Raw genomic sequence first — 19378 nt, 5'->3', positions numbered from 1 at the left:
CGGACAGTGGCACTGGATCCGAGCGACCGGTGCGGTTTACCCGGGACGTGGGGCTGTGGCATGGGTGAAGAGAGTCTACCCGCCATGAAACGCCGCCCCGAGTTCGACAGCCTGCGCGGAGTGCTGCTCGTCCTGATGACGCTGACGCACCTGCCCACCCGGCTGAGTGTCATCGGCAATCAGCCGTTCGGCTTCGTGTCCGCCGCCGAGGGCTTCGTGTTCCTCTCCGCGTTCCTCGTGGGCGTGGTGCACGCGAAGAAGCTGGGGACCTCGAGCCCCGTGGCGATGTTCAAGAGCCTCTGGAGCCGCGCCCTCAAGGTGTACGGCTACCACGTCGCCCTGCTCTCTTTCGCGTTCACCATCATCGCCACGCTGGGCGTCGCCGCGCGCAGGCCCGCCATCCACAACCTGCTCGGGTTCTTCCATCAGGACCCGTTCACCGCCCTGTGGAGCAGCCTGTTCCTCCTCTACTGTCCCCCGCTGCTCGACATCCTTCCGCTCTATGTCGTGCTGCTGCTGCTCACTCCCGCCGTGCTGCTCGGTGCGCGCAAGGAGGGCTGGTCCCGGGTGCTGGGGCTGAGCGCCCTCATCTGGGTCTGGGCGCAGGTGGGCCTCAAGCGCGCCCTGTATGACCTGCTCGTCGCCATCCCCGTGCTGCCGTGGCCGCCGTTGAGCATCGACCTGTCGGGCGCGTTCGACCTGTTCGCGTGGCAGTTCCTCTGGGTGCTCGGGGTGTGGATGGGCGTGGCCCGCGCCACCGCGCCGGAGCAGCGCGAGCCCGTGTCCCGCCGGCTCCTCACGGGCGCCATCGTCGTCAGCCTGGGGTTCTTCGTCGTGCGCCACCTCGACGTGGACCTGGGCGCCGCGGGGGTGCTGTTCGACAAGTGGTCGCTCGCGCCGCTGCGGCTCGTGAACTTCCTGGCCGTGGCGCTGCTGGCGAGTTGGCTCGCGCCCCGCCTGTTCCAATGGCTGCGTCCCAAGGTTCTGGAGGCGCTGGGACAGGCGTCGCTGCCCGTGTTCGCCGTGCACGTGGTGCTGTGCCTGCTCAGCCTGTCGCTGCTGGACGAGAACGAGGACCCGCTGGACTACTGGGATGAAGTCGCGGTCCTCGTGGCCACGTTCTGCAGCATGTACTTCGTGGCGCTGCGCCAGCGCATCGCGGGCCGGAGCGTGGGCCCGCCGTCAACGTCCTGAGTCAGCCGCGCACGGCGGCCAGCGCGGCGTCGGTCTCCACCACCAGGGCACGCACCAGGTCCGCCGCGGGGCCCTCTCGCGAGAGGCCAATGCCCTGCCCCGCCCACAGGGCCATGAAGCGAGTGTCGTTCTGCTTCGACGACGCGGCCCGCAGCGTGCGCGTGGCTCCGTGCTGCTGCGGGAACGGCAGGATGGCTCCGGCCTCCTCCAGCGTGGTCGTCAGCTCGTTGGGAATCGCGCGGGCCGGGCGGCCGGAGAAGGCGCGGGTGATGCGTGACGATTCATCCCGGGCCTCGCGCAACAGCGCCTTGTGGGCCGCCGCCGCGCTGGACTCCTGGCACCGCAGGAACGCCGTGCCCAGCTGCACGGCCGCCGCGCCCAGCATCCGGGCCGCCGCGATGCCTCGTCCATCCATGATGCCGCCGCTGGCGATGACCGGCACCCGCACGGCGTCCACCATCTGAGGCACGAGCGCCATCGTGCCCACCATGCCCGCCTCGAACGAACCGCCGAAGGAGCCCCGGTGGCCTCCCGCCTCCGACCCCTGCGCGACAATCGCATCCACGCCCGCGGCCTCCAGGGCCTGGGCCTCGCGCACGTTCGTCGCCGTGCCCACGACAAGGCTGCCGCGCGACCGGAACGCTTCCAGCACTGGCGCGGGCGGAATGCCGAAGGTGAAGCTGAACACCGTGGGCGCCGCGTCGAGCACGGCCTCCACCTGCTTCGCGAAGTCCGGCATCGCCGCCGCCGGAATCACGGGAGGAGGCAGCCCCAGCGCGGCATGGAAGCGCTCGATGATGGCGAGCGTGGGCCCCGGGTCCGCGGGAGCCACCGCGGGCTGGGGAGCGAAGAGGTTGATGGCGTAGGGCCGAGAGGTGAGTGAGCGCACCGCGCGGGCCTGCTGGACGATGTCCTCCGGCTGCACGTACGCGGCGCCCAGCGAGCCCAGGCCTCCTGCCTCCGACACCGCCGCGACCAACTCCGGCGGCGTCAGGCCCCCTGCCATCGGAGCCTGGATGATCGAATGCACCACCCCAAGCCGCTCCGAGAACCTACGCCACGCCTGCGGATCCATCATGGCCCCACCTCCCGTGACTCACGTCGGACAGCATTAACGGCCTGGCTTCACCTTGGCGCCCCGCGCAAGACAGAATCATCAGTCCTGCTTTCACGGTCCATGCCAGGCACGGAGCGTTTCGTCCGCCTCTCCTGCCCGAACTGGCAAAACCTGTCCGACTGTCGGACAGGTTTCCGCCGCGCGGTCCCGGCCTGTCCGACGGTCCGACAGGTGTCCATTGTCCGAACCTGTCCGACAGTCGGACAGGTTTTCGCGGTCCGCCTCCGGCGGGGGCCCGCTGGGTTCTCACCTTCTCATTCGCAGTCGTAGTTCGGCGCGGGGGCCCCGGGCTCCAACACGATGGGTACCGGGCCGCCCGCCCGAGCCACGGCCTCCCCACAATCCAGCGCCGCGTCCTTCGCCAGGTGCCGGTACAGGACACACGACGCGCGCTCCACGAAGAACGCCTGCTTCGGCCAGTCCGGTCCTCGCGAGGCCAGGATGGCCACCGCATACCGTCCTCCGTCCGGCAACGTCACCAGCCCCACTTCATTGAGCACGTTGTAGCGCGCGTCATCTCCACAGCATCCCGGCGGCAGCCACCCGCCCTTGTGTTGGAGCGACGCGCGGGCGCTCGCGGGCAGGCGCGTTCCCAGCCAGCCGCCGCAGCCGTCCCGAGGCGTCAGTTCCATCCACTTCAGCAGCCGCGCCGTGGGCTCCGGCTCCAACAACTCCCGGCGGTCCAACCGCGCCAGGAACGACACCATGTCGTCCGCGCAGAAGTAGTTGTCCCGCCCCATCACGCGCGGAGAGTTCGTCGCCCAGCGCTCCCGGCCGTAGTTCCACTTCGTCAGCGCCGTGTGCTCCAGGCCCAGGCCGCGAAGATAGACATTGATGGCATCCGGGCCGCCCACCAGGTCGATGACCTCGCCGGATGCTTCGTTGTCCGACGTGCGGAACACCTTCTCCGCGAGCGGTGCCACCGTCGCCAGGTCCCGCTGTCCCAACGCCGCCGCCACCCAGAACACCTTCGCGGAGCTGGCGGAGATGTGCGGCTCCAGGCCGGAGACGCTCGCCGTCTCCCCCGTGCGCAGGTCCATCACCGCGAGCGACAGGTCCGTCCCGGGCGACAGGCGCGTGGCCTCGCCCGCCAGCGACTCCACCACCGCCTTCAGGGACTCACGTGGAGGAGCGCCCGCCTCCGGCTTCGTCGCGCAACCACCCACCGCCAGGAGCCCTGCCCAGAGCAGCACCGTCCGCATCCACGACTCCCTTCAGTGAATCAGCCGGTGCACCTGCTCCAGCATCAGCGCCGTCACCAGCCCGCAGTACGTCCCCAGCACATACCCCAGCACCGCGAGCAGCACGCCCACCGGCGCGAGCGCGGGATGGAACGCCGCCGCCACCACCGACGCGGAGGCCGTGCCGCCCACGTTCGCCTGCGACCCCACCGCCGCGAAGAACACCGGTGCCTTCAGCCAACGCCGCGTGCCCATCGTCACCGCCGCGTGGATGCACATCCACAGCGCCCCCACCGCCACCAGCGCGGGTGCATCCCACAGCCGCCGGAACTCCGCCTGCGCGCCAATCGTCGCCACCAGCAGGTACAGGAACAGCGAACCCATCCGGCTCGCCCCTGCGCCCTCCAGCCTGCGCACCGGCGTGAACGACAGCACCACGCCCACCGTCGTCACCAGCAGTACTACCCACGTGAAGCCCGTCACCACGTTGCCCAGGTCCGGCAGCATCTTCGCCAGCGCCGTGCACACCACCGTCACGCCGAACGCCACCGCCAGCATCGAGAGCAGGTCGGACAAACTCGCGGGCCGGGCGGACGCCGCTTGAATGCGCGCGGACTCCTCGCGCACATGGTCCAGCGCGGTCCGGTCCGCGCCGATGCTCGCGTCCATCGCCTTCTCACGCCCGGCGAAGGACAACAGCACCGCCGTCCACACGTTGGACACGCCCACGTCCACCACCACCAGCATGCTCAACGTGCTGTCCAGCGCGCCCACGCTCTGGCCAATCGCCACGAAGTTCGCGCTGCCTCCAATCCACGACCCGCTGAGCGCCGCCAATCCCTTCCACGCCTGGTCCCCCAGCTCCGCCGGCACCAGCCACCCCAACGCCAGATACGCGAGCGGCCCGCCCACCATGATGCCCACCGAGCCCGCCAGGAACACGCCCACCGCATTGCGCCCCAGCCGCGCGATGGCGGGCAGGTCCACCGACAGCACCAACAACACCAGGCTCGCGGGCAACAGGTACACGCGCGTGAAGCGATACAGCTCCGACTGCGTGGGGATGACGCCCGTGTTCGACAGCAGCGTCGGCACGAAGTACGCGAACACCAGCAGCGGCACCACGTTGAAGAACCGCTCCACCGCCGGGTAGCGCTGCAACGCATACAGCCCCGCCAGCACCGCGAGCAGCACGGCGAGCACCGCCATGGGGTCCTGGATGAGCGGTGGCGTCACCGGGGCTCCACGCCCAGGCCCGCGCCCGCTCCCAACTGGATGCGGCCCTGCACCACCGGATGCGCGCGGTACGGGTCCTCCGCGAGCAGCAGGTTGCCGTCCAGGTCCACCCAGTCCACCAGCGGCGCCAGGTGCGCGCCCGCCGCGATGCCCAGCCCCGTCTCCACCATGCAGCCCAGCATCACCTTCAGGCCGCACGCGCGCGCCGTCTCGATGATGCGCAATGCCTCGCGGATGCCGCCGCTCTTCTGGAGCTTCACGTTGATGCCGTGGAAGCCCTCCGCCAGCTTCGGCACGTCCGACGCCTTCGTCAGCGACTCGTCCGCCACCAGCGGCAACGGCGAGCGAGCGCGCAGCCACTTCGCGCCCTCCACATCCGCCGCGGGCAGCGGCTGCTCCACCAGCTCCACGCCCTGCGTGGACAACCACTGGATGTGCGCCAGCGCCTCGTCCGGCTTCCACGCCTCGTTCGCGTCCACGCGGATGGTCTGCTCCGTGAGCGCGCGCACCGTGCCGAACACCTCCTGCACGCGGTCCGCGCCCAGCTTCACCTTCAGCACCGGGAAGTCCGCCGCCTCGCGTACCTTCACGGCCAGCGTCTCCGGCACGTCAATGCCAATGGACATGGACGTCACCGGCTGCCGCGTCGGGTCCACGCCCAGCATCCGGTACAGCGGCACGCCCATCACCTTGCCCGCCCAGTCATGTAGCGCCAGGTCCACCGCCGCCTTCGCCGCGGGGTTGTCCGGCAGCGCCGCGTCCACGGCCTCGGACACGTCGCGGAAGTGGCGCAGGTCGCGGCCCTCCAGCACTGGGGCCAACTTGTGGAGTGCCGCCTCCACCGTCTCCCACGACTCGCCGTAGCGCACGTTCGGAGCGGCCTCGCCGTACCCCACGTGGCCTTCCGAGCGCACCTCCACGAACACGTTGCGCTTCACCGTGCTCGTGCCCCGGGCGATGGTCCAGGCGTGACGCAGCGGCAGTTCCACGGTGCGAAAGCTCAACGGCGAGGCCATGGCGGAATCCCTCCAGGGCCCTTCCCTTAACACGGCACTCCTTGCAAACACCGCTTCCGTTGCCTTCCCAGGCCGGAAGGGGCGAGCCTCTCCACCATGCGTCTCCTGCCCCTCGTCATCGCATTGTTCGCGCTGGGTCCAAGCCACGCCGCGTCATCCCGTCCCGCGCCGAAGGACGAACTGAGGACGCTGCTCGCGGAGCTCATCGCCGCGGACACCTCCAATCCGCCCGGCAACGAGACGGCCGCGGCCCAGGTGGCGGCGAAGTGGCTGCGCGAAGCCGGCATCGAAGCGGAGCTCATCGAGCCCTCGCCCGGGCGCGGCAACCTGCTGGTGCGCTTGAAGGGCAGCGGCAAGGGCCGGCCGGTGCTCGTACTCGCGCACCTGGACACGGTGCCCGCCGTGAAGACCGAGTGGGTCACCGACCCGTGGACACTCACGGAGAAGGACGGCCTGCTCTACGGACGCGGCATGCAGGACAACAAGGGCATGGCCGCAGCGAGCATCCTCGCGCTGCGCCGGCTGAAGCAGGAGGGCGGCACGCGCTCGCGCGACATCCTGCTGTACCTGGGCGCGGATGAAGAGGTGGGCTCCGGACAGGGACTGGACTGGATGATGGAGCACCGCCCGGAGCTCAAGGAGGCGGAGTTCGCGCTCAACGAGGGCGGCCTCACAGAGCTGTCGCCGGACCGCAAGGAGGTGCGCTTCGTGGCGCTCCAGGCCGCGGAGCGCGTGTCCCGCAACGTGACGCTCAAGGCCACCGGCCCCGGAGGTCACTCCTCCGCGCCGCCCGTGGACGCGGGGCCCCTGGTGCGGGTGGCCGCGGCGGTGGCGCGCGTGGGCGCCCTCACCTTCCCCGCGCATCTGACGCCCGCCGCCAGGCTCCACGTGCAGGGCCGCGCCCAGGCGACTCCCGGCGAGCTGGGCGAAGCGTTGCGCCGCATCGCCGCATCGCCGGACGCGCCGCCCGAGGACGCAGTGACGACCGTGGCCCGGTTGGACCCCGCGCTGGGCGCCGTGCTGCGCACCACCTGCGTGCCCACGGTGTTCAAGGCGGGCACGAAGTCCAACGTCATTCCCGCCACCGCCGAGGCCACCGTGAACTGCCGCCTGCTGCCGGACGCGGATCCGAAGGCCGTGCGCGAGCGCATCGTCGCCGCGGTGAATGACAAGGACATCCAGGTGGAGATGGACGTATCGCCGCCGGACTCGCCCATGTCGCCCGTGGGGGACAACGCCATGTTCCGCGCGGTGAAGGCCGCCGCGGCGAAGGTGTGGCCAAAGGCGCCGGTGATTCCCCGCATGTCCACCGGCACCACCGAGTCCGCCACGCTGCGCCGCGCGGGCATCCACGCCTATGGCATCGACCTCTTCGCTCTCACTCCGGACGACGCACGCACCGCGCACGCACCCAACGAGCGCGTCCCGGTGACGTCACTCCAGCCCGGCGCGGAGTTCGTCTACCTCACGCTGAAGCACCTGACGCGCTGAACGCACCGGCACCACCTCATCACGGGCCCTCGCATCACATCCGGCTCTTGCTCAGGGGGCATGCGTGAACCCCAGCAGGACCGTGGTGGCTCTCCGGCTGGGTGAGCCACCGTCACGGAGCCTCGCGGGCAGCCAGGCTATTTGCGCGTGAGCTCTTCGATTCGGCGGATGACCGCCGCTCGCGTCTGGCTTGAGACCGTGCGGTGCTCGAGCATGTCCGACATCCACAACCCGTCGATCGCCAGACGGCAGAGCGTGAGCTCCGCCGACTCTTGCTCCTGAGGGCTGAGTTGCTCCTCCCGCGCCTCGTCCCAGATGGAGCTCCAGAGCTCCCGGACCTCCGGGTCGAAGAGCATGAGCCCGATGAGCGAGCGCATGACGCGGGCCTCGTCGTCATCAGGGGAAGCGGCGACCGTCACCCGGAGATACGCGCGGGTTCCCCTGCCGTTGGCGTCCGGATCCTTCGCCATCTCGGCGGCGACGGCCCCGGCGAAGCGCTGGGTCACGTCGTCGAACAGCGCATCGAGCAGGATGGGCTTGCTCTGGAAATGCTGCAGTAGGTCTTCCTTTGGGACACCTGCCCGCCCCGCGATGGCATCGAGCGTCACTGCCTGAAGCCCCTGAGCCAGGATGAGGTCCGCGGCCGCCCGAAGAAGCTTCTCGCGGGTCACGTCAGGCTCCTTGTTCCTCGACTCGGTCATCGCCATCACCTCTCGCGACAGGAACGCCGCCGCCCGTCTTTCCCAGTTAATCACGAGTAACGTCGGAATAGGCTCGGAGTCTCATCCGACCTTCCCGTGTCAGGGGGATGCGATGGGACCCGGAAGGTATTGCTGGAGCCAGACCTTCTCGAGCCCCCAGGTGAACAGCATCCAATGGGAGGAGTGGCCGCTGAAGCCCTCCGCCTCGATGGGACGGGTGACGGTGATGATGCGCGTGCCAGGGGCGCAGGTGCGCAGGTGGGTGACGAGCCGGGCCTTCGTCTCCGGGCTGAACGCCACCCAGTTGCAGAAGATGTGGGTCGCGTCACCCAGGGGCTCGCGGGTCATGTCGCCCACGGTGAGCGTGATGCCCGCCGGCTGAAGCCACGGCGCCACGCGTGCCACGTGGTCCGAAATCAGCTCCACGCCATGCGCCTCGGCGCCCCACCAGCGCGCGGCGAGCAGCACGCGTCCGCGCCCCGCGCCCAGGTCCACCACCCGGCTGCCGCGCCCCACGCCCGCCCTCTTGAGGAACCACAACGCCGTCACCAGCGGCGTCTCGCCGTACATCAACTCGCGGAATGACTGGCCCGTGGTCTGGAGCGCCCGCGTCATCTCGAAGGTGCGTCGCCAACGAAAGGGCGTCCACAAGATGCGCTGCCACCACAACCCGAAGTACGGCTTCAGGAGCCGGGGGCGGAGGAGCAACAGCAGCAGGTCGGTGACGCGCAGCACGACCGCGATGACGATGCCTTGCATCTGGAGCGACAGCCGCTCGAAGAACGGCAGCTCGAACTCGCCCATCGTGTCGTCGCGGCGCGGTGGGGGCGAGGGAGGAGGAGCGGGTTCCGTCATGCCGCGCGGAGGCTGTCCGGATTCGGGACGCCACGCAATGGCTGCGCGTCGGACCGGGACGCGCTGGGAGGCCGTTCCCCGTGCCGGCCTCCCCCACCCGCATCGACCTCACCTCGAAGCTGCCGAGCGGAGCGTCACAGCAGCTTCTTCGCCGCCTTGGCCAGGGCCTTGTCCGCGGCCAGCGCGGGCACCTCCATGAGCCGCTGGGCGATGTGCTTGCCCACCGCCGTACTCGACGCCGCCACCTTCAGGTACACGGCCGCGCGAGCCAGCAGGTCCGGATGTTCGAGGGACGCCTTGAGACGGGCCTCCAGCGCCCTGGCCAGGTCGGTGGGCTGGAAGTTCTCGAAGACGCTCCGGAACGCCTTCCGCTCCAGCTCCTCCGGGCGCCGCTCGGCCAGGTCCAGCGCTGGCTGCAGCAGGGCCAGCCCCAGCGAGCGCATGGCCTCCGCGACGACGCCGGGCTTCCACCCGTCCACGAACGCCAGCAGCAGGGCCTCCGCGCCGCGCACGTCGCCCAGCATGCCCAGCGCGTACACGGCGTGCTTCGCCTCCACGTCGTCGTGGCCTCGGCCCTGCACCATCAGGATGAACCGGTCGAGGACCTCCGCGTCCCCCATCCGGGCCAGCGCCTCCGCCGCCTCGCGCCGCACCTCGCGCGCCGGGTCCCCGTGCAGCACCTGGCGCAGCACGGGCATGGCCACCGTGCCCAGGTCCGCCAGCATGGCCACGGCCGCCCCGCGCGCGTCCTTCGTCGTCTCGGACAGCGCCGCCTGCATCAGCGGCACCGCCTTCTCCTTGCGGCGCCGCGAGAGTTCCACCACCGCCGCCTCGCCCGTCTCCCGGGCCTGAACGTCCTCCAGCGTCTCCTTCGCGAACAGGCGCAGGCCCATGTCATGGCCCTTGCGCGTCACCGCATCCAATTCGCGCCGCGCCTGCACTCCGCCCATCGCACCCAGCACGCGGAGGGCGGTGCGGCGCACCATGCGGCTGTGGTGCTCACCGAGCGCGCTCCGCACGGAGCCCAGCGCGTTCTCGCCCAGCGCCGCCACCGTCCGCGCCACGAAGGCGCTCGCCGCGCCGTCGCTCCACGTCGGGTAGAACTCCCTCGCCAGGACGTCCGGCCCAAGGCTCGCGTAGTAGCGCGCCGCGTGCGCCGCCGCCTCGTAGCGCGTCAGCTCCCCGCGAGCCCGGCGCACCATGGCCTCGCCCGGGGTCAGCACCTCCTCCGGCTTCTGCACGTGGATGCTCGGGTGAGTGGGCACGGACTCCAACTGGGACAGGTCCACCTGCACCGCGCCCGACAGCCGCACCAGCGCGATGCCCAGCACCTGGTACACCTTGATGAAGTCGTCCAGCCGCTCCGCCGGATCCGCCCGCTGCGCCAGCGCCTCCAGCAGCGCGCCCGGCTTCTCCAGCCCCAGCTCCTTCAGCCGGGACACCAGCGGCTCCACCGTGCGAGGGCTCACCGCCGACAGGCCGCTGGCGAACGCGTCCGCCAGCTCGTCGCGAACCTCCGCCAGCGCGATGGCCGCCCGCGACGCACCCGCCGCCCGAGCCGCGTCCGCCCAGCCGCTGCGGGGCAGCGCATTCGGCGCGGCCGGGGCCCGCACGCGTCCGCGACGGCGGGGCGACACGGGCACGTCCTCCGCGCGTCCCAGCGTGCGCAGGTCCAGCCCTTCCGGCGTCCGCACCACCACGGCCGAGGGGAACAGCGTGGGCAGCGCCGCCTCCAGGCCCACATCGCCCAGCACCGCCACGAGCTTCGCGTCCTCCAGCGCGGTGGACAGCGGCTCCTCCAGCGACGGGTCCACGGGCAGGAAGAGTCCGCGTCCCGTGCCATCCACGAACTGCGAGCGGGTCCCGCTGGCGAGCAGCGTCTCCGCGCGCACGGACACCGGCAGCAGGTCCGGCGCGAACACGTCCTTGCGGTGCTCCTGGAAGGCCGTCATCACCGCGCCCACGTCCGGCAGCGCCACCTCCACCAGCCGCTCCAGCGCCGCCCGGTCCACCGACGGCGCGTCCTTCCAAGACTCCAGGTCCAGCCGGTGCGGCGCGAAGCCCGGGTACTGCCCGCCGTGCGCACCCTGGAGCACGGCGCCCGCGTGGCTGTTCTTCGGGGCCACCGTCTTGAGGTTCGCGGGGAGGATCTGCTTCTCGCTGTAGTGCCCGCCTGACACCAGGTCCACGAAGCGGCTCTCGCGGACCATGAACCGGTCCGGCGTCACCTTGGAGGAGAACGCGTACTCCACCAGCTTGAGCCCCTCGACGGGCGCGCGGTCCTTCTTCGTCCACGTCTTGCCGATGAGCTCCTCGACGTGGCGGGGCTCCAGCGCATCACCGCCCAGGTGCTTCTCCACCTTGCGCGCGGTGAGCAGCATGTCCGCCACCAGGTCCGCGTACACCGGCGCCTCGAAGGTCCCCGTGCGAGCCGCCGCCGCGTCCAGCAGGCCCGCCAGCTCCACCGCCCGCGCGGACAACCGCCGCAGGCCATTGGCCCGGAGCGCCTCGCCCAGCGCGCGCACCTGCTCCGGCCGGTCCGCGCCCAGCGACGCCACGCCCGACAGCCCCAGCTCGCGCACCAGCGTGGACACCTGCCCCACGCCCGCCTTCATCAGGTCGCCCGTTTCGGCCTTGCCCTTCTTCACGCTCTTCTTCGCGCCGCCAGAGCCCGCGGGCGCGGCCGGGGCCGCCTCCGCCGTGACGAAGGCCTGCGGCGCCCGGGCCCACGCCACCAGCAGCGCCGCCGCGTGCTTGCAGAAGGGGCGCGAGCGCGCCGCCATGCACGAGCACCGCCCCTTCACGTCCGAGCGCGCCTCGCCGAATACCAGCGACACCTTGTAGGGCGTCGCCCCGGAGCCCGCCGCGTCCGCGAAGAGCCGGTTCTCGAAGCGCGACAGGTTGGTGAGCTGCTTGCCGTCGAACAGCTCCGAGCCCTTCTGCAGCTCCGCCTTGTCGCTGATGATCTCCGTCATTGCGCCCATCCCGATGACGGGCCGTACCTCAGCCATGACGCTCCCCCTTCTTGTCGGCGGACGCGAGCAGCGGCGCCAGGTCCTGGTTGCGCATCACCCGCTCCACCACGTCCACCAGCTTGCGGGGCGTGCACCCGAAGCACGGAATCCCCAGCGCGGTGAGCTGCTCCGCCATCGCGTGGTCATAGGAAGGCCGCCCGCTGTCCGACAGCGCCAGCAGGCACAGCACCTTGGAGCGTGAGTCCACCAACTGCCTCAAGCGGGCCACCAACTCCTCGGCGTTGCCGCCTTCGTACAGGTCGGTGATGAGGATGAAGAGCGTCTTCTCCGGCCGGCGCACGTAGTGCTCCTGCGCGTACGCCACCGCCCGGTTGATGTCCGTGCCCCCGCCCAGCTGCGCGGAGAAGAGCACCTCCACCGGGTCCGCCAGCACGGGCGTCATGTCGACAATCTCCGTGTCGAACAGCACCAGGCTGGTTTTCAGCACGTCCAGCGACGCGAAGATGGCCGCCATCACGGAGCTGTACACCACGCTCTCCGCCATGGAGCCGGACTGGTCCACCACCAGCGTCACGTCCCACTCGTGGTGACGGCGCTGGTTGGGCCAGAAGTAGAAGCGCTCCGGAATGAGCCGCTTGCGCTCCGCATCCCAGCCCTTCAGGTTGGAGCGGATGGTGCGGCGCCAGTCGATGTTGCGCGCGATGGGGATGGGGCTCGTCCTGTCCCGCCTGAGCGCCCCCATCACCGCCGTGCGCAGCGGGGACTCCAGCTTCTTGCGCAGGTCCTCCACCACTTCCCGGATGATGGCGCGCGCGGTGTCCTTGGCCTGCTCCGGGATGAGCCCCCGGGCGCTCACCAGCGTCGTCACCAGCTCCAGGTTCTTGTCCAGGAAGGGCAGCGTCTCCGGCTCGAAGAGCAGCTGGGTGAGCCCCTTCTTCTCGATGGCGTCCTTCTGCACCAGCGCGATGACGTCGTCCTGGAAGAAGTCGCGCAGCGCGCCCAGCCACTTGGGCAGGTACGGCTTCGAACCGCCGCGCCCGGCCGAGCGCTCGCCGTAGACGAAGGAGAGCGCGTCATCCAGGCCCTCCAGGTCGTCGCCCGTCAGGTCCACCGTGCCCGCCCCAGCGCCCAGCGCGCTCAGGGAAGGGCAGGAGCCCGTCTTCTCCGCCTCCGGGCCCAGCGCCAGCCGCCAGCGCAACAGGGCGTCGCGGTCCTTCGGGTCCAGGTCCTTGGGGTCCACGCTCATAGCAGGTCATCCAGGTCGTCGAGCGCCTTGCCCAGGTCCGCGCTCAGGTCCTTCAGCGTCGCCTTGTCCTTCTCCTCCAGCACCGCCTTCACCGCGCGGCCCTTGTCCTTCAGCTGGCGCACGCCCATCACGTTCTCCATCAGGTAGCGGCGCTCCGTGGCCCCCAGCGCGCCCAGCGCCCGGCGCAGCACCGGCAGCGTCTGCCGGAAGCGCTCCGGCTCCACGCTGGTGAGGAAGTCATCCAGCGCCTTCACCACGTCGCGGCTCTTCACCAGCACCAGCGCGTTTACCTGGAGGAAGCCCTCCAGGTACGCCGCCGCGTCCGCGGGCTCCACCGCCGCCGACAGCCGCCGGCCCACCTCCAGCGCCACGTCCGCCTCCGGCAGCTCGCGAGCCAGGTACAACAGGCCGGTGGCCAGGCCCGACGTGGACGGGTGCACCGCGTGGCTCCCCATCAACCCGCGAGCCTCCGCGAGCCAGCCCTCCTTGTCCGCGCGGGGCTGGGACAGCGCCACCTCGTGCAGCGTGCGCAGCGCCTCCAGCACCGGGGGCACGCCTTCCGGAGCGCAGGCGCTGGCCTCGCGCACGCGCAGGAGCGCCCGGCCGAAGGTCTTCTCCCCCAGGGCCGCCACCGCCTCGTCGCCCACGTCCGAGTGCGCGCGCGAGGTGCCATAGGCCATCAACCCCGACAGCGCCCGCGCCGCGCTCGCCAGCGACGGCAGGTCCGCGTCCGTGGCCGCGAGCGCGTCACAGGCCTTGAGCGCCTGCGCCACCGTCTGGGAGCAGCCGGTGATGACGGACTCCAGGAGCACGTCCGCCGCCTCGGCCGTCGTCTTCGCCTGCGTCAGCCGCTCCTGGAGCACGCGCGTCGTCACGCCCTCCAGCGAGTCGCCCAACACAATCTTCTCCACCAGCGCCACGTCCGTGGACGGCGTCCACTGCGCCTGCCAGGCCTCGCGCACGCGCGTGAGCGCCGCGTAGCCGCCGGCCTCTGCTTCCGCGCCCTGCTTGCGCGACGAACCCGTCCCGGACAGTGACGCGTACGGGATGCCCGCCACGCGCAGCCGGTGGAGGAACACGGAGGAGCCCACCTCCACCGGGTTGTTGAGCCGCAGCGTGAACGTCTCCGGGCTGTCCGTGCGCGGCAGCCGCCGCTCGCCCACCTCGCGCCAGAACTCCGCCTGGAGCGAGTTCTGCCCGATGCGGCTCGCCACCTGCCCCACTTCGTGGCCGATGACGCTCTTCCACAGGAAGCTGTCCACGTGCGTCGCGTCACCACGGCACAGCGTGGCCACGGTGGCCTCGCGCAGCTCGTCCAGGCCCGGGGCGCTCTTCTCGCGCAGGTCCGACAGCGTCACCGCCAGCCGGTACGCCTCCAGCACGTCCGACAGCGACGCGGAGAAGCCGCGCATCCGCAGGTGCGACGCGAAGTCCAGCAGCACCTCCAGCGTGGCCCGCCGGAAGTCGCAGTTCGCCTCGTGGGCCTTCTGGTAGAAGTGCGGCGCCCGGTTGCCCGCGCCGTATCCCAGCTGCTCCGCCAGACGCGGGAAGCTGTACGGAATCACCGTCACCGCGCACGGCCCGGCCGCGGGCAGCTTCGCCTCCTCCCTCGGATCCACGTCCCCCGCCAGGAACGCCGCGGTGTGCGCCGCGCCCGCCACCACCGCCACCTTCTCCGGCGCCACGCCGCCCGCCACCACCTCCAGCACCTTGCGCGCCATGAAGGCGTCTCGCTGACGGTGGTAGGCCAGCCGGGGCCCCGCGTTGACCACGTCCGCCCAGGCGGTGAGCACCGGCCGGAACTGCTCCGGGCTCCAGTCCGGCGCCTCGAAGGACGCCTCCCAGAACTCCTCGAAGGAGCGGAACCCCTGCGAGCGCGCGAACGCCTCCGTGAGCGGAATGGCTTCATCGGGAACGGGCTCGCTGCCCTCCGGGGCCTCCGTCTCCACGCCTGGCCCGGGCACATGGCGGTCCACCGCGAGGCTGACGCCCACCGGGATGTCGATGAACTCCGCCCGCGCGCCGTTCGCCCGGGCCCACTTCAGCGCCTGGTACTCCGGCGAATACGCAGCGAAGGGCCACAGCGACGAGGACGGGGTGCCATCCGTGCGGTAGCCCAGGATGGCCACGGGCGGCCGGGTCTGCTTGTCGCACAGCACGTCCACCAGCGCCGTCGCGTCGCAGGGCCCCTCCACCAGGACGACGGCGGGCTTCACGCGCTCCAGCCACTTCAGGAGCACCGCGGTGGTGCGCGGCGAGTGGTGACGGACCGGGAAGTGCTGCACCCGGGAGAGCAGTGCCAGGTCCATCAGCCCCTCAAGAGCTTCTTGCTCGCGGTGTACAGCTCCTTCCACGGGCCCGTGCGGCTCTTGGCCACCGTCTCCATGTATTCGCGCAGCGCCTTCACGTCGTCCTCCTGCTCCTTCACCACCGCGCCCACCAGCGACGCAGCCAGCTCCTGCGACGTCACCGTCCCGGAGCCGAACTGCTGCGCGAGGATGGAGCTGTTGAACAGCACGCTGATGGCCTCCGCCGTGGACAGCACCGCGCCCGGCGTGCGCACCTTCGTCTTGCCGTCCTTCGTCACGCCCTTGCGCAGCTCGTGGAAGAGCGTCAGCAGCACGCGCGACAGCTCCTCCGGCGGCGGCACGCCCACCTGGTAGTCCGTGCGCAGCTCCGCCTCGCGCTTGGTGACGATCTGGATCTCCTGCTCCAGGTCCTCCACCACCGGCACGGTGACGAAGTTGAAGCGGCGCTTGAGCGCGGCGCTCATCTCGTTGACGCCGCGGTCGCGCGTGTTCGCGGTGGCGATGAGGTTGAAGCCGCGCTGCGCGCTCGTGATCTCCCCCAGCTCCGGCACCGACACCTGCTTCTCCGACAGGATGGAGATGAGCGAGTCTTGAATCTCCGGCGACGTGCGCGTCACCTCTTCAAAGCGGGCGAACTTGCCCGTGCGCATGGCGCGCAGGATGGGCGACGGCACCAGCGCTTCGGGCGTGGGGCCCTGCGCGAGCAGCAGCGCGTAGTTCCACGAGTACTTGATGTGGTCCTCGCTGGTCCCCGCCGTGCCCTGGACGACGAGCGCGGACGTGCCGCTGACCGCCGCGGAGAGGTGCTCCGACAGCCAGCTCTTCGCGGTGCCCGGCTCGCCCACCAGCATCAGCGCGCGGTCCGACGCGAGCGTGGCGATGCACACCTGGATGAGCCCCTTGTCACCTACGTACTTGGGCGTGATGGCCACGCCCCCCACGGGCTTGGGACTGCCCAGGATGTACGTCTCCACGGCGCGAGGCGACAGCGCCCAACCCGGTGGGCGGGGCTTGTCGTCATGCGCGGCGAGGGCGTCCAGCTCGTTCTTGTACTTCGCTTCGGCAGGCAGGCGGATGTCCGGCATGAGCTGCACGCTATCCACTCAGTCTGACACCCGGCAAACGCTTCGGCTGCCTGGCGGGTCGCTTCGAAATCGGCGGCACTCCCCACCCGATGGGGACCGTGCCGCTACCCGGACGCCTGCCCCACGACGCAGGCGCGCGACGGCCCGGCGGGAACGGTTCGCACGGTGAAACCCTGCGACTCCAGGTTCCGCGCGGCCACCGTGGCGAAGCGCTTCGCGTGAGCGGCGACGGGCGCTTCATGAAAGAGGTAGAGCGCGCCACCGGGACGCAGGTGTTCCCGCAGCCGCGAAAGCTCCACGCGGACGTCGTCCTCCGCGAACAGGCTGACGTTGATGGCGAAGGCGACATCGAACAGCTCGCGCCCCAGGTCCACCTCCGCGAGCGTCCCGATGCGAGCCAGGACATGTCCCGCGCGGACGGCATCCGCGTTCCGTCGCAGCGCCTGGGTGACCATCTTCTCCGAACGGTCGATGCCCAGGACGCACCCATCGCGCAGCCGCGAGGCCACGAGCCCCAGCGCGATGCCATGGCCACACCCCACCTCCAGCACCCGCGCGTCCGGAGCGAGGGACAGCACCTCCATCGCCCAGCGGAACCGGGGCGCGACCGGACCCGTGCTCATGCGCGCAGCGTGGCGTCCGGACCCGACCCCCTCAACTTTTCGAGTCCTGCTCGGCTTTTCGAGCCCTCTGGAGCGCCCTCCCTCCCGTGAGGAGGTGTTGGCATCCTCATTGCTGAGGCCATCGGACACACGTCCTTCCCAGGAGCCTCCCTTGAACATCCATCGACTGCGTCGTCTCTTCTCGCGGGCCTCGCTCGCCCTGCCCCTGGTGCTGGCGGGCTGTGGCGGACCGGAGGGCAGCGTGGACCTGACGGGTTACTCGGAGATCGCTTGCACGGACCAGGGCATCTCCGTCAGCGGCCTGACGGTGACGCCGGCACCGGACTTCGTGCAACTGCGCTACTTCGACTCCTACAAAGAAGATGGCCAGGCGCCCGCCCCTCCCCTCAGCCTGAGCTCCTCCGGCCAGCCTTGCGCGACGGCCACGGACGTCCCCGCGTGTGAGACCGCGCTGGAGAACGCGATCGTCACCGACGGATTCCACTTCGGCTGCCAGGGCAAGGGCGGCTGCACCAGGTCCCACTTCCTGGTGACGACCCGGGGTGACGAGGTGAAGACGTATTCGACGGGTGTGGAGGTCCAGCGGTTGCTGGGTGTCATCGACACGGAACAGGAGGCGGTGCTCAAGGCCTTCGCGTCCAGCTACTCCTTCCTCTGCGGAGACAAGAAGCAGGGCGCGGTGAAGAAGAACACGGATGGCAGCTTCAATGTCATTGGGACGAATGGCTACGCCTGCGGGCCGGGCTCGGAGCTGACCCAGCACGTGCTGAAGGTGAAGGGCTCCGGTGAGGTCGAGGAGCTGGAGACGCGCGTCCTGGAGGAGGGCGACTCGGTCTGCCCTGCCGGCCAGTAGGGCTTCAGGTCGCCCTGCGAGCGCGGCGCCCAGGTCGCGTCCCCCTCAACTTTCCGAGTCCCTCTCAGCTTTCCCTGAGGAGATCCCCAGGGAAGACGCCCTGGCATCCACATTGCTCAGGGTCCCGGACACACGCCCTTCCCAGGAGCCTCCCTTGAACATCCATCGACTGCGCCGTCTCTTCTCGCGAGCCCTGCACGCCTCGCTCGCCACGCCCCTGGTGCTGGCGGGCTGTGATGGCTCGGAGGGCAGCGTGGACCTGACGGGCTACTCGGAGATCGCTTGCACGGCTCAGGGCCTGTCCGTCAGTGACCTGACGCTGACGCCGGAGCAGGACTTCGTGCAGCTGCGCTACATCAACGCCAACGGAGGCCAGGCGCCCGCCACCTACGTCAACGTGAGCTCCTCCGGCCAGCCCTGCGCGACAGCCACCGACGTCCCCGCGTGCACGACCGCGCTGGAGAGCGCGAACGTCACCACGGGCTTCCACCATGTCTGCATAGACTTCTGCAGCGAGTCCTTCCTGGTGACGACCCGGGGTGACGAGGTGAAGACGCACGCGACGCTGGAGGAGCTCCAGCAGGTGCTGGGCACCATCGACACGGAACAGGAGGCGGTGCTCAAGTCCTTCGCGTCCGACTACTCCCTCCTCTGCGGAGACAAGAAGTATGGCGCGGTGAAGAAGAACGCGGATGGCAGCTTCAACGTCGTCGCGACGAAGGGCTACGCCTGCGGACCGGGCACGGAGCTGACGCAGCACGTGGTGCGCGTCTCCGCTTCCGGCGAGCTCCAGGAGCAGGAGAAGCGCGTCCTGGAGAAGGGAGACCCCAACTGCAACATCGGCCGTCGGCCGGTGGGGCTCCAGGTCGCGGAAGCCTGCGAGAGCCCGGAGGCGCTGGGCCGCTACTTCGCGAACGCGGCGCACCTCGAAGCCGCGTCAGTGCATGCGTTCCTGCGGCTGCGGGATGAACTGGCGATGCACGGCGCGGACGTGGGCCTCCAGGACGCGGCGCGAAGGAGCGCCATGGAGGAGGTCCAGCACGCCCGGGTGACAGAGCGGCTCGCGCACCGCTTCGGAGGCACGCCCCAGCGTCCGGTGGTGGAGGAACTGCCCCCGCGCTCCCTGGTGGACGTGGCGCTGGAGAACGCGGTGGAGGGCTGCGTGCGTGAGACGTACGGCGCACTGCTCGCGCACCACCAGGCGCTGCACGCGCGGGACCTGGAGGTGCGCGAGGCCATGGTCCGCATCGCGGAGGACGAGACGCGGCACGCCGCGCTGTCGTGGGACATCGACCAGTGGGCCCGGCCGCGCCTGTCCGCGGAGGAGCGTGAGACGCTGCGCGAGGCCCAGCGGCGCGCGGTGGCGGCCTTGCGCGAGGACGTCGCGGTGCAGCTCGACGCGAGCGTCATCACGATGGCGGGCATGCCCACGCCGGAGGCGGCCCTGGCGCTGCTAGACACGCTGGAGCAAGACCTCTGGGCTTGAGCCGCCTCTT

15 protein-coding genes are annotated in these 19378 nt (G+C 70.6%); 4 read left to right on the top strand and 11 right to left on the bottom strand.

Features of this window, described 5'->3' with window-relative positions:
• The first annotated feature begins 84 nt into the window (after positions 1 to 84).
• The gene (opgC, locus tag D7Y11_RS05235; protein WP_120576465.1) at positions 85 to 1194 is read left to right on the top strand and encodes an OpgC domain-containing protein; all 1110 of its coding nucleotides are present in this window, start codon (positions 85 to 87) and stop codon (positions 1192 to 1194) included.
• A gap of 1 nt (position 1195) precedes the next feature.
• Here the strand turns inward: opgC and D7Y11_RS05230 are convergent, their stop codons facing one another.
• From D7Y11_RS05230 to D7Y11_RS05215, 4 genes are all read right to left on the bottom strand, one after another.
• On the bottom strand, positions 1196 to 2272 hold the full coding sequence (locus D7Y11_RS05230; protein ID WP_121753343.1) for a nitronate monooxygenase family protein: 1077 nt from the start codon (positions 2270 to 2272) through the stop codon (positions 1196 to 1198).
• A gap of 293 nt (positions 2273 to 2565) precedes the next feature.
• Positions 2566 to 3513: a serine hydrolase gene (locus D7Y11_RS05225; RefSeq protein WP_126933162.1), complete on the bottom strand. Its 948-nt coding sequence runs from the start codon at positions 3511 to 3513 to the stop codon at positions 2566 to 2568.
• A gap of 12 nt (positions 3514 to 3525) precedes the next feature.
• The gene (locus tag D7Y11_RS05220) at positions 3526 to 4728 is read right to left on the bottom strand and encodes a DUF819 domain-containing protein (protein ID WP_233604994.1); all 1203 of its coding nucleotides are present in this window, start codon (positions 4726 to 4728) and stop codon (positions 3526 to 3528) included.
• A complete protein-coding gene (locus D7Y11_RS05215) occupies positions 4725 to 5744 on the bottom strand; it encodes a dipeptide epimerase (RefSeq protein ID WP_126933161.1) in 1020 nt (339 codons plus the stop codon). Before D7Y11_RS05215 ends, D7Y11_RS05220 begins: the two co-directional genes overlap by 4 nt.
• A 96-nt stretch (positions 5745 to 5840) precedes the next feature.
• Between D7Y11_RS05215 and D7Y11_RS05210 the strand changes: the two genes are divergently transcribed.
• Positions 5841 to 7235, top strand: coding sequence for a M20/M25/M40 family metallo-hydrolase (locus D7Y11_RS05210; RefSeq protein ID WP_120576469.1), 1395 nt, complete (start codon positions 5841 to 5843; stop codon positions 7233 to 7235).
• 137 nt (positions 7236 to 7372) lie between these two features.
• Here D7Y11_RS05210 and D7Y11_RS05205 read toward each other — a convergent pair whose 3' ends face one another.
• The 7 genes from D7Y11_RS05205 to D7Y11_RS05175 form a co-directional block, all read right to left on the bottom strand.
• The gene (locus D7Y11_RS05205; RefSeq protein WP_158624386.1) at positions 7373 to 7906 is read right to left on the bottom strand and encodes a TetR/AcrR family transcriptional regulator; all 534 of its coding nucleotides are present in this window, start codon (positions 7904 to 7906) and stop codon (positions 7373 to 7375) included.
• 129 nt (positions 7907 to 8035) lie between these two features.
• The gene (locus D7Y11_RS05200) at positions 8036 to 8791 is read right to left on the bottom strand and encodes a class I SAM-dependent methyltransferase (RefSeq protein ID WP_306770414.1); all 756 of its coding nucleotides are present in this window, start codon (positions 8789 to 8791) and stop codon (positions 8036 to 8038) included.
• Positions 8792 to 8925: 134 nt separating this feature from the next.
• Positions 8926 to 11802 carry a HEAT repeat domain-containing protein gene (locus D7Y11_RS05195; RefSeq protein ID WP_126933160.1) on the bottom strand — a complete coding sequence of 959 codons (2877 nt, stop codon included), beginning with the start codon at positions 11800 to 11802 and terminating at the stop codon, positions 8926 to 8928.
• Complete coding sequence (locus D7Y11_RS05190) at positions 11795 to 13012, bottom strand: VWA domain-containing protein (protein ID WP_121753349.1); 1218 nt, start codon at positions 13010 to 13012, stop codon at positions 11795 to 11797. Before D7Y11_RS05190 ends, D7Y11_RS05195 begins: the two co-directional genes overlap by 8 nt.
• Positions 13009 to 15321, bottom strand: a complete 2313-nt coding sequence (locus D7Y11_RS05185; protein WP_126933159.1) for a DUF5682 family protein — start codon at positions 15319 to 15321, stop codon at positions 13009 to 13011. Before D7Y11_RS05185 ends, D7Y11_RS05190 begins: the two co-directional genes overlap by 4 nt.
• Positions 15321 to 16406: an AAA family ATPase gene (locus D7Y11_RS05180; RefSeq protein WP_120576491.1), complete on the bottom strand. Its 1086-nt coding sequence runs from the start codon at positions 16404 to 16406 to the stop codon at positions 15321 to 15323. Before D7Y11_RS05180 ends, D7Y11_RS05185 begins: the two co-directional genes overlap by 1 nt.
• A 104-nt stretch (positions 16407 to 16510) precedes the next feature.
• Positions 16511 to 17029 carry a trans-aconitate 2-methyltransferase gene (locus D7Y11_RS05175; protein WP_158629068.1) on the bottom strand — a complete coding sequence of 173 codons (519 nt, stop codon included), beginning with the start codon at positions 17027 to 17029 and terminating at the stop codon, positions 16511 to 16513.
• Positions 17030 to 17180: 151 nt separating this feature from the next.
• Here D7Y11_RS05175 and D7Y11_RS05170 point away from each other — a divergent pair, with 151 nt between their 5' ends.
• The gene (locus D7Y11_RS05170; RefSeq protein WP_121753352.1) at positions 17181 to 17882 is read left to right on the top strand and encodes a hypothetical protein; all 702 of its coding nucleotides are present in this window, start codon (positions 17181 to 17183) and stop codon (positions 17880 to 17882) included.
• Between the two features lie 154 nt (positions 17883 to 18036).
• On the top strand, positions 18037 to 19368 hold the full coding sequence (locus tag D7Y11_RS05165) for a ferritin-like domain-containing protein (RefSeq protein ID WP_120576476.1): 1332 nt from the start codon (positions 18037 to 18039) through the stop codon (positions 19366 to 19368).
• Positions 19369 to 19378 lie beyond the last annotated feature (10 nt).

This window comes from Corallococcus sp. AB018, from assembly GCF_003986945.1.
GTDB lineage: Bacteria > Myxococcota > Myxococcia > Myxococcales > Myxococcaceae > Corallococcus > Corallococcus exiguus.
Note: the sequence above shows the minus strand (reverse complement) of the source record. Positions and strands in the feature narration are given on the sequence as shown.

What these genes read in the sequence shown, in the direction of transcription:
- D7Y11_RS05190 (WP_121753349.1), bottom strand. Translation starts at nt 13,012, where the DNA reads ATGAGCGTGGACCCCAAGGACCTGGACCCGAAGGACCGCGACGCCCTG.
- opgC (WP_120576465.1), top strand. Translation starts at nt 85, where the DNA reads ATGAAACGCCGCCCCGAGTTCGACAGCCTGCGCGGAGTGCTGCTCGTC.
- D7Y11_RS05195 (WP_126933160.1), bottom strand. Translation starts at nt 11,802, where the DNA reads ATGGCTGAGGTACGGCCCGTCATCGGGATGGGCGCAATGACGGAGATC.
- D7Y11_RS05185 (WP_126933159.1), bottom strand. Translation starts at nt 15,321, where the DNA reads ATGGACCTGGCACTGCTCTCCCGGGTGCAGCACTTCCCGGTCCGTCAC.
- D7Y11_RS05215 (WP_126933161.1), bottom strand. Translation starts at nt 5,744, where the DNA reads ATGGCCTCGCCGTTGAGCTTTCGCACCGTGGAACTGCCGCTGCGTCAC.
- D7Y11_RS05175 (WP_158629068.1), bottom strand. Translation starts at nt 17,029, where the DNA reads ATGAGCACGGGTCCGGTCGCGCCCCGGTTCCGCTGGGCGATGGAGGTG.
- D7Y11_RS05200 (WP_306770414.1), bottom strand. Translation starts at nt 8,791, where the DNA reads ATGACGGAACCCGCTCCTCCTCCCTCGCCCCCACCGCGCCGCGACGAC.
- D7Y11_RS05230 (WP_121753343.1), bottom strand. Translation starts at nt 2,272, where the DNA reads ATGATGGATCCGCAGGCGTGGCGTAGGTTCTCGGAGCGGCTTGGGGTG.
- D7Y11_RS05225 (WP_126933162.1), bottom strand. Translation starts at nt 3,513, where the DNA reads ATGCGGACGGTGCTGCTCTGGGCAGGGCTCCTGGCGGTGGGTGGTTGC.
- D7Y11_RS05210 (WP_120576469.1), top strand. Translation starts at nt 5,841, where the DNA reads ATGCGTCTCCTGCCCCTCGTCATCGCATTGTTCGCGCTGGGTCCAAGC.
- D7Y11_RS05180 (WP_120576491.1), bottom strand. Translation starts at nt 16,406, where the DNA reads ATGCCGGACATCCGCCTGCCTGCCGAAGCGAAGTACAAGAACGAGCTG.